General features: G+C 66.6%; 11 protein-coding genes (1 of these 11 cut by a window edge). 7 read left to right on the forward strand and 4 right to left on the reverse strand.

Annotated features, from left to right (window positions below; all coding sequences use genetic code 11):
* Positions 1-1,492, forward strand: the 3' portion of a protein-coding gene (locus BLEFHOIH_RS09085) for an acyltransferase family protein (RefSeq protein WP_088344571.1). Its footprint begins 416 nt before the window's first position; only the last 1,492 of its 1,908 coding nucleotides appear in the window; its start codon lies off the left edge, out of view; its stop codon occupies positions 1,490-1,492.
* 54 nt (positions 1,493-1,546) lie between these two features.
* On the opposite strand, the gene BLEFHOIH_RS09090 is transcribed toward BLEFHOIH_RS09085, so the two are convergent.
* The 3 genes from BLEFHOIH_RS09090 to otnK form a co-directional block, all read right to left on the reverse strand.
* Positions 1,547-2,413, reverse strand: a complete 867-nt coding sequence (locus tag BLEFHOIH_RS09090; RefSeq protein ID WP_088344573.1) for an alpha/beta hydrolase — start codon at positions 2,411-2,413, stop codon at positions 1,547-1,549.
* Between the two features lie 152 nt (positions 2,414-2,565).
* On the reverse strand, positions 2,566-3,225 hold the full coding sequence (gene otnC / locus BLEFHOIH_RS09095) for a 3-oxo-tetronate 4-phosphate decarboxylase (protein ID WP_088344575.1): 660 nt from the start codon (positions 3,223-3,225) through the stop codon (positions 2,566-2,568).
* The gene (otnK, locus tag BLEFHOIH_RS09100; protein ID WP_088344690.1) at positions 3,222-4,484 is read right to left on the reverse strand and encodes a 3-oxo-tetronate kinase; all 1,263 of its coding nucleotides are present in this window, start codon (positions 4,482-4,484) and stop codon (positions 3,222-3,224) included. Before otnK ends, otnC begins: the two co-directional genes overlap by 4 nt.
* Positions 4,485-4,595: 111 nt before the next feature.
* Between otnK and ltnD the strand changes: the two genes are divergently transcribed.
* From ltnD to BLEFHOIH_RS09115, 3 genes are all read left to right on the forward strand, one after another.
* Complete coding sequence (gene ltnD / locus BLEFHOIH_RS09105; protein ID WP_088344577.1) at positions 4,596-5,525, forward strand: L-threonate dehydrogenase; 930 nt, start codon at positions 4,596-4,598, stop codon at positions 5,523-5,525.
* A gap of 10 nt (positions 5,526-5,535) precedes the next feature.
* Positions 5,536-6,312: a 2-oxo-tetronate isomerase gene (otnI, locus tag BLEFHOIH_RS09110; RefSeq protein WP_088344579.1), complete on the forward strand. Its 777-nt coding sequence runs from the start codon at positions 5,536-5,538 to the stop codon at positions 6,310-6,312.
* 159 nt (positions 6,313-6,471) lie between these two features.
* Positions 6,472-8,100 (forward strand): GMC family oxidoreductase N-terminal domain-containing protein, encoded by a 1,629-nt coding sequence (locus tag BLEFHOIH_RS09115; protein WP_088344581.1) that lies wholly within the window; start codon positions 6,472-6,474, stop codon positions 8,098-8,100.
* Between the two features lie 313 nt (positions 8,101-8,413).
* On the opposite strand, the gene BLEFHOIH_RS09120 is transcribed toward BLEFHOIH_RS09115, so the two are convergent.
* Positions 8,414-9,796 carry an LLM class flavin-dependent oxidoreductase gene (locus tag BLEFHOIH_RS09120; protein WP_088344583.1) on the reverse strand — a complete coding sequence of 461 codons (1,383 nt, stop codon included), beginning with the start codon at positions 9,794-9,796 and terminating at the stop codon, positions 8,414-8,416.
* 284 nt (positions 9,797-10,080) lie between these two features.
* On the opposite strand from BLEFHOIH_RS09120, the gene BLEFHOIH_RS09125 reads away from it, so the two are divergent.
* The 3 genes from BLEFHOIH_RS09125 to BLEFHOIH_RS09135 are packed head-to-tail and all read left to right on the forward strand — an operon-like array spanning position 10,081 to position 12,687.
* Positions 10,081-11,190 carry a methionine ABC transporter ATP-binding protein gene (locus tag BLEFHOIH_RS09125; protein ID WP_088344585.1) on the forward strand — a complete coding sequence of 370 codons (1,110 nt, stop codon included), beginning with the start codon at positions 10,081-10,083 and terminating at the stop codon, positions 11,188-11,190.
* Complete coding sequence (locus tag BLEFHOIH_RS09130) at positions 11,180-11,881, forward strand: methionine ABC transporter permease (protein ID WP_088344587.1); 702 nt, start codon at positions 11,180-11,182, stop codon at positions 11,879-11,881. Before BLEFHOIH_RS09125 ends, BLEFHOIH_RS09130 begins: the two co-directional genes overlap by 11 nt.
* Complete coding sequence (locus BLEFHOIH_RS09135; RefSeq protein ID WP_088344589.1) at positions 11,881-12,687, forward strand: MetQ/NlpA family ABC transporter substrate-binding protein; 807 nt, start codon at positions 11,881-11,883, stop codon at positions 12,685-12,687. Before BLEFHOIH_RS09130 ends, BLEFHOIH_RS09135 begins: the two co-directional genes overlap by 1 nt.
* The last annotated feature ends 61 nt before the right edge of the window (positions 12,688-12,748 follow it).

Genomic DNA, 12,748 nt, shown 5'->3' on the forward strand with positions numbered 1-12,748 from the left:
GCTGCTGCATCTCTGGTCGCTTTCGGTCGAGGTCCAGTTCTATGTGCTCTACCCCCTGCTCCTGATCGCCGCCTGCCGGCTGAAGCGGCTGGCCCTGCTGCTGCTCCTGCTGGGCGCGGCGTCGCTGGCCGCGAGCGTCGCCGTTACGCCCCATCACCAGTCGGCGGCGTTTTTCCTTTTACCGGCGCGCATTTGGGAATTCGTGCTCGGCGGCCTCGTCTGGATTTATGGGCGCCACCTCCCGCCCCGGTGGGGGAAGCCGGCCGCCGTCGCGGGCCTCGCCCTGATTTTCCTCAGCATTATGACTTTCCGCGAGGCCATCGCGTTTCCCGGCTGGATCGCGCTTCTTCCCGCCGCCGGGACGGCGCTGGTGATCGCGGCGCGCCAGCAATTCCGGCTGTTCGACTCCCCGCTGACGCAATGGCTCGGGGCAATCAGCTATTCCCTCTATCTGTGGCATTGGCCGGTATGGATCGCCGCCCAGCATTACGGCCTGCCGCCGGCGCCGCTCACCGCCGGCCTGCTGATCCTGGTCTCGGCGGGGCTCGGCGCGGCCTCCTATCATTTGATCGAGCGCCGTCCCCTGGGCTTCCGCCTGCCGGCGCGTCGGATTCCCGGCTTCGCGGTCAATGGCGGCGCCTTCGCGCTGGTCGCCTGCTCGGCCTTCACCGTCACCGCCAATCAGGGATTTCCCGGACGCGTGCCGGAAATGATCCGCGACGTCGTCCCGCATTTCGTTGCCGACCGCGAGAGACTCACCGGCTCGCGCGTCTGCTTCCTGAAACTGGACGAAGGCCCGAGCGCATTCACCGACCGCTGCTTCGAGCGGCGGCATGGCGGTGCGGGGCCGACGGTCTTCGTGTGGGGCGATTCCTATGCCGCCCATATCGGGCTCGGCATCGACGCCGCACCCGGTTTCGACGACATCAACCTGATCGGCACCACCTCGCCCGGCTGTTTTCCGGTGCTGGACGCCCCCGCCAAATTCAACCGCCACTGCACGGAGAACAATGCGCGCACGCTGGCGGAGATCGATCGCGTCAAGCCCGATACGATCATCCTCGGAGGGCGCTGGCTCTACGCCGCGACGGATGGCTTCGACATCGCGCCCGCTTTGGCGAGGACGGCGGATTTTCTGCTGGCGAAGGGCATCAAGGTCGTCGTCATCGGACCGAATCCGGAATGGCTGCCGACGCTGTCGGCGCGCCTGCTGCAGGAAAGCTTCGCCAGGGGCGGGGTCATTCCGGACCGAATGACGGACGCCTCGCAAAAGGACGGCTGGGCGCTCGACAGGCGGATTGCGGAGGCGCTGACCGGGCGCGCCGTGAAATACGTCTCGCTCTACAAGCTGCTCTGCTCGGCCGAGGGCTGCCGCACCACCGTCCCGCGCGAGGGCGAGCGCGAACTCACCGTCTATGATTACGGCCACCTGACCATTCCGGCCGCCGCCTTCATCGCCGCTGCCTCATTCGGCGAAGCCGATCTGCGATAGGAGGTACGCTCTCCGCCGGCGCAAAGGCCGGCGGAGAGGCGTGAGCACCGGCGGTCAGGCCGCCGCACCCGCCATGGGGCGGTCTGCGCTCTGCTTAGCCTCGGCCTGGATGAAAGCGAGGAGGTCCGCATTGACCCTGTCCTTCATGGTCGAGCACATGCCATGCGGACCGCCTTCATAGATCTTCAGCGTCGCGTCCTTGATCAGCTTCGACGACAGCATCGCCGCGGCGGCGATAGGAACGATCTGGTCGTCATCGCCATGCAGGATCAGCGTCGGGACGTCGAATTTCTTCAGATCCTCGGTGAAATCCGTCTCCGAGAAGGCTTTGACGCAATCGTAGACGCCCTTGAAGCCGGCGAGCATTCCCTGCAGCCAGAAGGACTCGCGCAGCCCTTCTGAGACTTTTGCGCCCGGCCGGTTGAAACCGTAGAACGGCATGCTGAGGTCCTTGAAGAATTGCGCCCGGTCGGCCTGGATGCCGTCGCGGATCTGGTCGAAGACCTCGATGGGCGTGCCCTTGGGATTGGCCGATGTCTTCAGCATCAGCGGCGGCACGGCGGCGATCAGCACCGCCTTGGCGACGCGCCCGGTGCCGTGGCGGCCGATATAGCGCGCGACCTCGCCGCCGCCCATCGAGTGGCTCACCAAAATCGCCTTCTTCAGGTCGAGCGTATCGACCAGTTCCGCCAGGTCGTCGGCGAAAGTGTCGTAATCATAGCCGTCCCAGGGCTGGCTGGAGCGGCCATGGCCGCGCCGGTCGTGCGCGATACAGCGGAATCCGCGGGATGCCAGGAAGAACATCTGGTCCTCGAAAGCGTCCGCGCTGAGCGGCCAGCCATGGCTGAAGACGACAGGCTGTCCCTTGCCCCAATCCTTGTAATAGATCCGGGTGCCGTCCTTTGTGGTGATCCTTGGCATGAAGGCTTCCTTCGTCGCTGGGGGTGAATACGACGCCGCTTCGCCCCGGACAGGGGCTGGGGGGAAGCGTAAGCCGACGAGGATGATGGCGATTGCCGATGATTGAGCCGATTTGCCCGATCCTTGCGCGATTTGCGCTGAGAACCGGCGCCTTAAGGCCCGGGCCGCTCCCAGGGCTCGAGGCCGAAATGGTCGACGAGGTCGCGGATCTGCTCGGGCGACAGCAGGCGCGGATTGAGGCCGCGCAGCAGGAGATGCAGCTTGGCGGTCTCTTCCAGCTCTTCGGTGGCGTAGATGGCGGCCTCCAGCGTCTCCCCCGCGACGACCGGGCCGTGATTGGCCAGCAGGACGGCGCTGTGGCGTCCGGCGAGGCCGCGAATGGCGTCGGCGACCGCTGGATCGCCGGGGCGATAATAGGGCACCAACGCCGCCCGTCCGACGCGCATGATCGAATAGGCCGTCAGTGGCGGGAAGACATTGGCCGGGTCGATCCCCGGCAGCATCGAGACGGCGACCGAATGCGTCGAATGCAGATGCACCACGGCGCGTGCGCTGCCCCGCGTTTCGTAGAGCGCGCTGTGCAGCGGCATCTCCTTGGTCGGGGCGGGACCACTGATGAGGCGGCCATCGGCGCCGAGATGCGAGAGTTCGGCCGGATCGAGAAAGCCGAGCGAGGCGTTGGTCGGTGTCGCCAGCAGGCCGCCATCGTCGAGACACAGGCTGATATTGCCGGACGCGCCCGGCGTCAGCCCGCGCTCGAACAGCGAGCGCGCGAAACGCACGATGGCTTCGCGCTCGCGGCTTTCGCTCATGGCGCGCGCCCCGCCAGGGTGGCGGCGGCCTTCTCGAAGAAATCCGCCGCGCCGAAATTGCCGGATTTGAGGGCAAGACCGAGGGGCTGGCCGCGCCTGCCGCTGAGCGCGGGCACGCCGGGATCGATCTCCGGCCCGATGTCGAGGCGGTCGATCTCCAAGGCGCTGACGACGGCGCCCGAGGTTTCGCCGCCCGCCACGACCAGCCGCACGACGCCGCGATCGTTGAGCATAACGGCGAGGTCGCCGAAGAAGCGCTCGATCGCCTCGGCCACCGCCTCGCGGCCATGGCGCTCCTGCATCGCGCGCACCTCGTCGGGCGTCGCCGTCGAATAGCAGATCGGGGCGAGGCCGATGCGCTCCATCATGAACGCATGCGCCTGCTCGGCGGTCAGGCTGCCGCTCATCAGCCGGTCGATTTCGAGGGCGAGGCCGGGATGGCGCGCCGTGTAGATCTTGACCTGCTCCTGCGTCGCGCCCGAACAGCTTCCGGCGAGCACGGCGGCGGGTCCCTCCACTGCCTCGAACGCCGAGCCGGTGTTGGCGAGCAGCCCCGCGCGCGCGAAATTGGCGGGCAGGCCGAGTGCGATGCCGGAGCCGCCGGTGAGGAAAGGCGCGTCGGTTAGCGCCGCACCGATGGCGAGCAAGTCGGCGTCGGTGATGGCGTCGACGATGACCAGCGTTTCGCCACGTCCCGCCGCCTCGCGGAGCGCCGCCGCGATGGCGTCCGCGCCCCGGCTCACCACCGGCCACGGCACCAGACCGACCGGCGTCCGCGTCTGCAAAGCCAGCCAGCGGCGCAGATCGGGATCGGTCATCGGATTGAGCGGATGTTTCTCCATGCCCGACTCCGATAGCAGCCGGCCGTTCACGAACAGATGCCCCTGATAAATCGTCCGCCCCGTCGCCGGGAAGGCCGGGCAGGCGACGACGGCTTTCGCGCCGAGCGCATCCGCCAGCGCCTCGCCGACCGGGCCGATATTGCCCTTGGGCGTCGAATCGAAGGTAGAGCAATATTTGAACAGGAATTGGCGGCAGCCTTGGCGGCGCAGCCAATCGAGCGCCGCGAGCGACTGGCCGATGGCGGCGCTTGCCGGAATCGACCGGCTCTTCAAGGCGACGACCCCCGCCTCGCAATCGGCTGCGGCCTCGCCCGCCGGCACGCCGATGAACTGCGTCGTGCGCATGCCGCCCTTGGCCAGCGTGTTGGCGAGGTCGCTCGCGCCTGTAAAATCGTCGGCGATGCAGCCTAGCAGCATGTCGGTCCTCATCTTTTGGGCAGGCTTTGCCCATTAAATTAGCAGCTATGCAAGCGCTGTCATTGGCCTAATTATGGGCGATGCAGAGTCCATCTTCGTTAAGGAGCGCCGATGCCATCGCCGAACGGGACGCAGAACCGCAAAGCCGCAGTCATCGGGCTCGGCGCCATGGGGCTGGGCATGGCGTCCTCGCTCGTCAGGGCGGGCTTCGATGTGACCGGCTACGACATCGCCGAATTGGCCCTCGACCGGCTGGAGGCAGCGGGCGGCCGCCGCGCCTCATCGCCGGCCAAGGCTGCTGATGGAGCCGACATCGTGGTCAGCGTCGTCGTCAATGCGGCGCAGACCGAGGCGGCGCTGTTCGGGCCGGAGGGCTGCGCGGCGGCGATGCCGGACGGCGCGGTGTTCGTCTCCTGCGCGACCATGTCGCCGGAAGCCGCGCGCGCCCTCGCCGCGCGGGTCGAGGGCGCGGGACGCCTCTATCTCGACGCGCCGATCAGCGGCGGCGCCAAGCGGGCGGCCGAAGGCGCGCTCACCATCCTGACCTCGGGCACGCCCGCCGCCTTCGAAAAAGCCCGCCCTGCCCTCGCCGCCATGGCGCAGACGGTGCATGAACTCGGCGCGGAGCCAGGCATCGCGGCGGCATTCAAGATGATCAACCAGCTTTTGGCGGGGGTCCACATCGCGGCGGCCTGCGAGGCGATCACCTTTGCGGCCAAGCAAGGGCTCGACATCGGCAAGGTCTATGAGGTCATCACCCAGGCCGCCGGCAATTCCTGGATGTTCGAAAACCGCGTGCCGCATGTGCTGGAGGGCGATTACACGCCGCTTTCCGCCGTCAACATCTTCACCAAGGATCTCGGCATCATCATGGATATGGGCCGCGCCGCCAATTTCCCGGTGCCGATGGCGGCGACCGCGCTGCAGCTTTTCACCATGACCTCGGCGTCGGGCATGGGCCGCGACGACGATGCCTCGGTCGCCCGCTTCTACGCCCGGACCGCCGGCGTGACGCTGCCCGAGAAGACGCCCAAGGACTGAGGGACCGCCGATGCCGCGCTTTGCCGCCAATCTATCGATGATGTTCACCGAACTGCCTTTCCCCGACCGCTTCAAGGCGGCGGCGGACGCGGGCTTTACCGCCGTCGAATATCTCTTCCCCTATGAGTGGGACGCCGGTCTGGTGGGCAAACTGCTCGCCGATAACGGCCTGACGCAGGCCCTGTTCAACGCCCCGCCCGGCGACTGGCAGAAGGGCGAGCGCGGCATGGCGGCGATCCCCGGACGCGAGGCGGAATTCCGCGATTCCATCGATCTGGCGCTGCGCTATGCCGAGGCGACCGGCGTGCGGCGCATCCACGTGATGGCCGGGCTCACCGAGGTCAACGACGCGACCAAGGCGACCTTCCGCGACGCTGTGGCCTATGCCGCCGAACGTTTCGCGCCGCAGGGCATCGACGTGATGCTGGAGCCGATCAACGGCCGCAACATGCCCGGCTATTTCCTCAACGATTTTGCCCGCGCCGCCGCGCTGATCGAGGATTTGGGCCGCCCCAATGTCCGGCTGCAATTCGACATCTATCACCGGCAGATCATGCATGGCGATGTCGTCAAGGCGCTGCAGGCGCTGCTGCCGATCACCGGCCATGTGCAGGTCGCCAGCGTGCCGAGCCGCCACGAGCCGGACGATGAGGAGCTGAACTACCCTTTCCTCTTCGCCGAACTCGACCGGCTCGGCTATGACGGCTTCGTCGGCTGCGAATATAACCCGCGCGGCAAGACCACCGATGGGCTCGGCTGGTTCGCGCCCTATGCCAAGGCGCGCTGAGGGGCGGCGGCTACTGTTGAAACGCATCTCCGCCGTCTGACATCTTACGGAAATCAATCCCTGACGTGTATTTTCGCGCCGGGGGCGTCAATGCGGTGATGGGCGAGGCCCGGCGGCGATGATCCTCCCGACATTTGGCATCAAGGCGGCGATACCAGCATGGACCCAGCGCAGCGCGACGCAGAGCTCTTCGATTATGTGATCGTGGGAGCGGGCGCGGCCGGCTCCATCATCGCCGCCCGGCTGACGGAAGACCCCGGCGTCACGGTCTGCGTGCTCGAAGCGGGGCCGAGCGATCTCAGGCCCTTCGTGCAGATCCCGGCGGGGTTCACCAAAACCCTTTCGCAGGAAGCCATCACCTGGCAGTTCAGGACCGAGCCGACGGAAAACACCGGCGGCCGGCGCATCGCGACGACGCAAGGCCGCGTGGTCGGCGGCTCCGGCTCGATCAACGGCATGATCTATGTGCGCGGCCAGCCGGCCGATTACGACCATTGGGCCCAGCTCGGCAATCGCGGCTGGGGCTATCAGGACGTGCTGCCCTATTTCGCCAAGAGCGAGCGCCGCATCGGCCCCGCCGACGACAGGATTCACGGCCGCAGCGGGCCGATCCCGGTCACCGACATGGATTGGGTGCATCCGATTTCCGAGGCCTTCATCGGCGCGGCGGTGAAGAGCGGCCTGCCCCGCAATCCCGACTATAATAATGGCGAGCAGGAAGGCGTCGGCTATTTTCAGCGGACCATCGAGCGCGGTTTCCGGGTCAGCACCGCCGCCGGTTTCCTGCGCCCGGCGATCAAGCGGGGCCGGGTCAAGCTCATCACCAGCGCCCGCGCTACCCGAATCCTCTTCGACGGCAAGCGCGCCGACGGCGTCAGCTATGTGCGCACGCGCGGCGGCATCGAATCGGCGGTCCGCGCCCGCCGCGAAGTCATCCTGTGCGCGGGCACCGTCAACACGGCGCGGCTGCTTCACGTCTCGGGCATCGGCCCAGCCGATGTCCTGCAAAGCATCGGCGTCGAGGTTCTGAACGGCCTGCCCGGCGTCGGCGAGAACCTGATCGACCATTATTCGGCGCGCATGGTGATGAAGGCCAAGCCCGGCCTCGTGACGCTGAACGAGCTGGCGCGCGGCACGAGACTCCTGGCGCAGATCGCGCGCTGGGCGCTGAAGCGTCCGAACATCCTCGCGCTGGTGCCCTCGCAGGTCTACATGTTCGCCAAATCGGACAAGGCGCTCGACCTGCCCGACCTGCAATGCGTCTTCACGCCGGGCAGCTACAAGGAGGGCCGGCATTATGTGCTCGACCATTATCCCGGCGTCACCGGCGGCGCCTGGCAGCACCGGCCGCGCAGCAAGGGCTATGTCCGCACCGTCTCGACCGACATGTATATCGATCCGGTGATCCAGCCGAACTATCTGGAGCACAGCATCGACCAGCAGGTGATGGTGGCGGGCATGAAGCTGGTGCGGGCGCTGCTGCATGCGCCCGAGCTGAAGGAATACCTGACCGAGGAGACCATTCCGGGCCCGGAGGTCGAGACCGAGGAGGATATGCTCGACTTCTGCCGAAACAACGGCTCGACGGGGTACCATTTGGTCGGCACCGCGCGCATGGGTCCGGAGAACGATCCAATGGCCGTGGTCGACGACACGCTGCGGGTGCGCGGCCTGGAGCGGCTGCGGGTGGCGGATGCCTCGGTGATGCCGATGATCCCCTCCGCCAACACCTACGCCGCCACCATGATGATCGCGGAGAAAGCCTCGGACATCATCCGGGGCCGGTAGGGGCTAAGAGCGGCGGCGATATTGCCATCGGTCTCCCCCTCCGGTCGTCCCGGACGCCGCAAAGGGGCGAGCCGGGACCCACTCGCCTTTCCGCGAGCACATCGCCGGATGTGAGGTGATTGGGCCCCGGCTCTACGGCCGGGGCGACAAAAAGAAAGACGGAGGCTGGCGATGAAACCCTCTCCCAGTGGTAGAGGGTGGCGCGCGAAGCGTGCCGGGTGAGGGGTTAAAAACGATCGGTGAGGCATTACCCCCTCACCCTAACCCTCTCACCACGGGAGAGGGGACTTCGCTGCGGCGCGGAGGCATCAGATCACCGCCCCGCCGCACGCACGGCCTCACGCGCCGCATGGGCCGGGTGGCCTGCCGCGATGCGGTCGCCGCGGCCGAACAGTTTTTGCCGCAGCGTGCCCTCGGCATAGTCCTTCTTGAACAAGCCGCGGCGCTGCAATTCCGGCACCAGCAGGTCGGCTACCTGCTCGAATGTCTCGGGCATCACCACCGAGGCAAGATTGAAGCCGTCGACGCCGGTCTCGTTCACCCAGGCCTCCAGCTCATCCGCGACGGTCTTCGGCGAGCCGATGCTGGTCGGACCGCGCCCGCCGATGGCGACCCATTCGGCCATCTCCCGCAAGGTCCATTCGCGCGCCGGGTCGGAGGAGCTGAACGCCTCGACGAAGGATTGCCCCGCATTGGTTTTCACGTAGCGCAAGGGCTCGTCGAGCTGATACTTGCCGAAATCGATGCCGGACCAGCCCGACATCAGCGTCAGCGCGCCTTCATGGCTGATATGCTTGCGGTACTCGGCATGTTTCTCCTGCGCCTCGGCATCCGTCTCGGCGACGATGACCGTGTGCATGTTGTAGATCACGAGATCATCCGCCCGCCTGCCCTGCTCGACCGCGCCGGCGCGTAGCGCATCGACATAGTTCTTCAGCACATGCTTGCTCGGCGCGCCGACGAAGATCGCCTCGGCATGGCGGGCGGCGAACTGGCGGCCGCGCGTCGAGGCTCCGGCCTGGAAGATCACCGGCGTGCGCTGCGGCGAGGGCTCGGACAGATGGATGCCGTCGACCTGGAAATGCGGGCCCTTGTGCCGGATATTGTGGACCTTCGACGGATCGGTAAACACCCCGCTCGCCTTGTCGCGCCGGACCGCGCCATCCTCCCAGCTACCCTCCCAGAGCTTGTAGCAGACCTCCAGATAATCCTCGGCGAGGTCGTAGCGGTCGTCATGCCCGGCGAGCGCCTGCTGACCGGTCGCGCGGGCGCCGCTGTCGAGATAGGAGGTGACGACATTCCAGGCGACGCGCCCCTTGATCAGATGGTCGAGCGTCGAGAAGCGGCGGGCGAAGGGATAGGGATGTTCGTAGCTGACCGATGAGGTGACGCCGAAGGACAGATGCTCGGTCACCAGCGCCATGGCGGGGACGATCAGCAGCGGATCGCCGACGGGGATCTGCGTCGCGTGGCGGATGGGGGAGGTCGGATCGCCGTTATAGACGTCGTAAATGCCGATGACGTCGGCGATGAAGACGGCGTCGAAGCGGCCGCGCTCGAGCGTTTTGGCGAGATCGGCCCAATGCTTCAGGTCGGTGTAATGGCTGGAGCGGTCGCGCGGATGCGTCCACAAGCCCGGCGACATATGGCCGACCGTGTTCATGGTGAAGGCGTTCAGGCGGATTTCTTTGCTCATTCGGCGGCTTTCATGCTGGCTCGCGGTCGCGCTGACCGGTGAGCCTAGCCGGTCTCAACCGCCGCGAGAAACAAGAATATCTGCGATCGATATGCGCCAGCGCGATGAACTTGACCGGCGGATTCTGAATATCGATATCGAAAACAAATCGTAGTCAAACGCCCGGCGAGCGCTAGTTTGATGCTGCAAGGCCCGTGGCGACGCGGCGGCCAAACCTTCAAAACCGGCGGGAATTGATGTCCTAGGCGCAAGCTTTGGACCGGATAATATTGAGGCCCGGATCGATGAACACGCTGCCACGAAGCACCGAACTGATCGCCGCGCCCTTGCGGCCATCGCCGGGCCCCGAACCGCTGATCGCCTTCCGCGAGGTGTCGAAATCCTTTGCCCGGCGCGGCGAAGGGGGAAGCGTGCGCGCGCTCGACAAGGTCAGCTTCGGCGTCGAGCGGGGCGATGTGTTCGGCATTATCGGCCGCTCGGGCGCCGGCAAATCGACGCTGATCCGGCTCATCAACGGTCTGGAGCGGGCGAGCGCCGGCCGCATCGTCGTCGACGGCCATGAGATCACCCGGCTGTCGGAGCGGGCGCTGACCGGGCCGCGCCGCAAGATCGGCATGATCTTCCAGCATTTCAACCTGCTCTCCTCGCGCACCGCTTTCGGCAATGTCGCCCTGCCGCTGGAAATCGCCGGGCGCAGCAAGGCCGAGATCGAAGCCCGCGTCCGTCCGCTGCTTCAGCTCGTCGGCCTCTCCGACAAGCATGACCGCTATCCGGCCGAACTCTCGGGCGGACAGAAGCAGCGCGTCGGCATCGCCCGGGCGCTCGCCACCGAGCCGACCGTGCTGCTCTGCGACGAGGCGACATCGGCGCTCGATCCGGAGACGACGGCCTCGATCCTCGCTTTGCTTGCCGACGTCAACCGGCGGCTCGGCGTCACCATCGTCATCATCACGCACGAAATCCCGGTCATCCAGGCGATCTGCAACCGCGTCGCCGTGCTGGAGGCGGGCCGCATCGTCGAGCAGGGGCCGGTGCTGGACGTGTTTCTCAAGCCCGCCCATCCGACCACGGAAAGCTTCGTCCGCAGCGTCACCGGCCTCGAACTGCCGCCCGGCCTCGCCGACGCCATCGAATCCCGGCCGGTTCCAGGCGGACGCGCCATCCTGCAAATCGTCTTCACCGGCCCGAACGCGACGACGCCGATCCTGAGCCGCCTGACCACGGTCGTCGGCGTCGACATCAACATCCTGGCGGGGCGCGTCGGCACCATCGGCGGCGTGCCGTTCGGGGCGCTGCTGGTCGCGGTGCCGGAGGACGAGGTCGCCCGCTCGGCGGTGCTCGGCGCGCTGTCGCTGCTGAAGCAAGAGGCAAAGGTGGTCGGCTATGTCGCTTAGCATCGTCTGGCTGATCGTCTACGCGACGATCGACACGCTCTACATGGTGGCGATTTCGGCGGCACTCGGCACGCTGCTCGGTCTGCCGCTCGGCATCTTCCTGGCGACCAGCCGGCGCGGCGAGCTGTTCGCGGCGCCCGCCTTCAACCGCATCGCCGGGGCCATCGTCAACGCCACGCGCTCGACGCCCTTCATCATCCTGGTCGTCGCCATCATCCCCTTCACCCGCCTCGTCGCCGGAACCTCCATCGGCACGACCGCCGCCATGGTGCCGCTGACCATCGCGGCGACGCCATTCATCGCCCGCATCATCGAGGCCGCCATCCGCGAGGTCGATCACGGGCTGATCGAAGCCGCCCGCTCGATGGGCGCGACGCCCTTGCAGATCGTGCTGAAAGTCCTGGTGCCCGAAGCCATGCCGGCCATCGCGCTCGGCCTGACGCTCGCCGTGGTGAGCCTGCTCGGCTATTCCGCCATGGTCGGCGCGGTCGGCGGCGGCGGGCTCGGCGACCTCGGCATCCGCTACGGCTATCAGCGCTTCATGCCCGATGTGATGGCCGCCGTCGTCATCGTGCTGATCGCGCTCGTCCAGGGCGTGCAGACGCTCGGCGACTGGCTGGCGCGCCGTCTCAACAAGCGCGCCCCGCAAGGCGCGCCCGAGTTCCAATCGTTAGACAGCAAGGAGTTTTGATGACCAACGAGATCAAGCTTTCCCGGCGCGCGGTTGCCGGACTGTTCGCCTTCGCCGCGCTCGCCGCGCCGCTCGCCGCCTCGGCACAGACGCAAACCATCCGGATCGGCGTGTCGCCCGGCCCGCATGCGCAGATCCTGGAAGTGGTCAAGCCGATCGCCGCCAAGAACGGGCTCGACATCAAGATCATCGAGTTTTCCGACTATGTCGTGCCGAACCAGGCGCTCGATGCCGGCGAGCTGGAAGCCAATTCCTTCCAGAACCAGCCCTATCTGGACAATCAGATCAAGGATCGCGGCTATAAGATCGAGAGCGTCGGGCTGACGGTGAATTTCCCGCTCGGCATCTATTCGAAGAAGCACAAGAGCTGGGCCGATGTCCCCGATGGCGCCAAGATCGCCATCCAGAACGATCCGACCAATGGCGGCCGCTCGCTGCTGCTGTTGCAGGACAAGGGCGTCATCAAGCTGAAGGATGGCGTCGGCTTCAAGCCGACCGTCGCCGACATCACCGAGAACGGCAAAAAGCTGAAATTCATCGAGATCGACGCCGCCCAGACCCCGCGTTCTCTCGACGATGTCGATGCCGCCGCCGTCAACACCAACTATGCCGTCGAGGCCGGCCTGAACCCGGCGGACTCGATCCTGAAGGAAGACCCGAAAGGCCCCTACGTCAACCTGCTCGCGGTGCGCGCCGCCGACAAGGACAAGCCGTGGGTGAAGACGCTGGTCGCGGCCTATCACACGCCCGAGGTGAAGGCCTTCGTCGCGGAGAAGTTCAAGGGCTCCGTCATCGCGAGCTGGTAATGCCAAATCGGGGCGCCGCGCGGGTTCGCGGCGTCCCGCTACGACGGTAATTCTTCAGCGC

This window comes from Rhodomicrobium sp. R_RK_3 (assembly GCF_002198715.1).
GTDB lineage: Bacteria > Pseudomonadota > Alphaproteobacteria > Rhizobiales > Rhodomicrobiaceae > R-RK-3.

Excerpts from the sequence above, each read along its gene's own strand:
- BLEFHOIH_RS09090 (WP_088344573.1), bottom strand. The coding sequence starts at position 2,413 with ATGCCAAGGATCACCACAAAGGACGGCACCCGGATCTATTACAAGGAT.
- otnC (WP_088344575.1), bottom strand. The coding sequence starts at position 3,225 with ATGAGCGAAAGCCGCGAGCGCGAAGCCATCGTGCGTTTCGCGCGCTCG.
- otnK (WP_088344690.1), bottom strand. The coding sequence starts at position 4,484 with ATGCTGCTAGGCTGCATCGCCGACGATTTTACAGGCGCGAGCGACCTC.
- ltnD (WP_088344577.1), top strand. The coding sequence starts at position 4,596 with ATGCCATCGCCGAACGGGACGCAGAACCGCAAAGCCGCAGTCATCGGG.
- otnI (WP_088344579.1), top strand. The coding sequence starts at position 5,536 with ATGCCGCGCTTTGCCGCCAATCTATCGATGATGTTCACCGAACTGCCT.
- BLEFHOIH_RS09115 (WP_088344581.1), top strand. The coding sequence starts at position 6,472 with ATGGACCCAGCGCAGCGCGACGCAGAGCTCTTCGATTATGTGATCGTG.
- BLEFHOIH_RS09120 (WP_088344583.1), bottom strand. The coding sequence starts at position 9,796 with ATGAGCAAAGAAATCCGCCTGAACGCCTTCACCATGAACACGGTCGGC.
- BLEFHOIH_RS09125 (WP_088344585.1), top strand. The coding sequence starts at position 10,081 with ATGAACACGCTGCCACGAAGCACCGAACTGATCGCCGCGCCCTTGCGG.
- BLEFHOIH_RS09130 (WP_088344587.1), top strand. The coding sequence starts at position 11,180 with ATGTCGCTTAGCATCGTCTGGCTGATCGTCTACGCGACGATCGACACG.
- BLEFHOIH_RS09135 (WP_088344589.1), top strand. The coding sequence starts at position 11,881 with ATGACCAACGAGATCAAGCTTTCCCGGCGCGCGGTTGCCGGACTGTTC.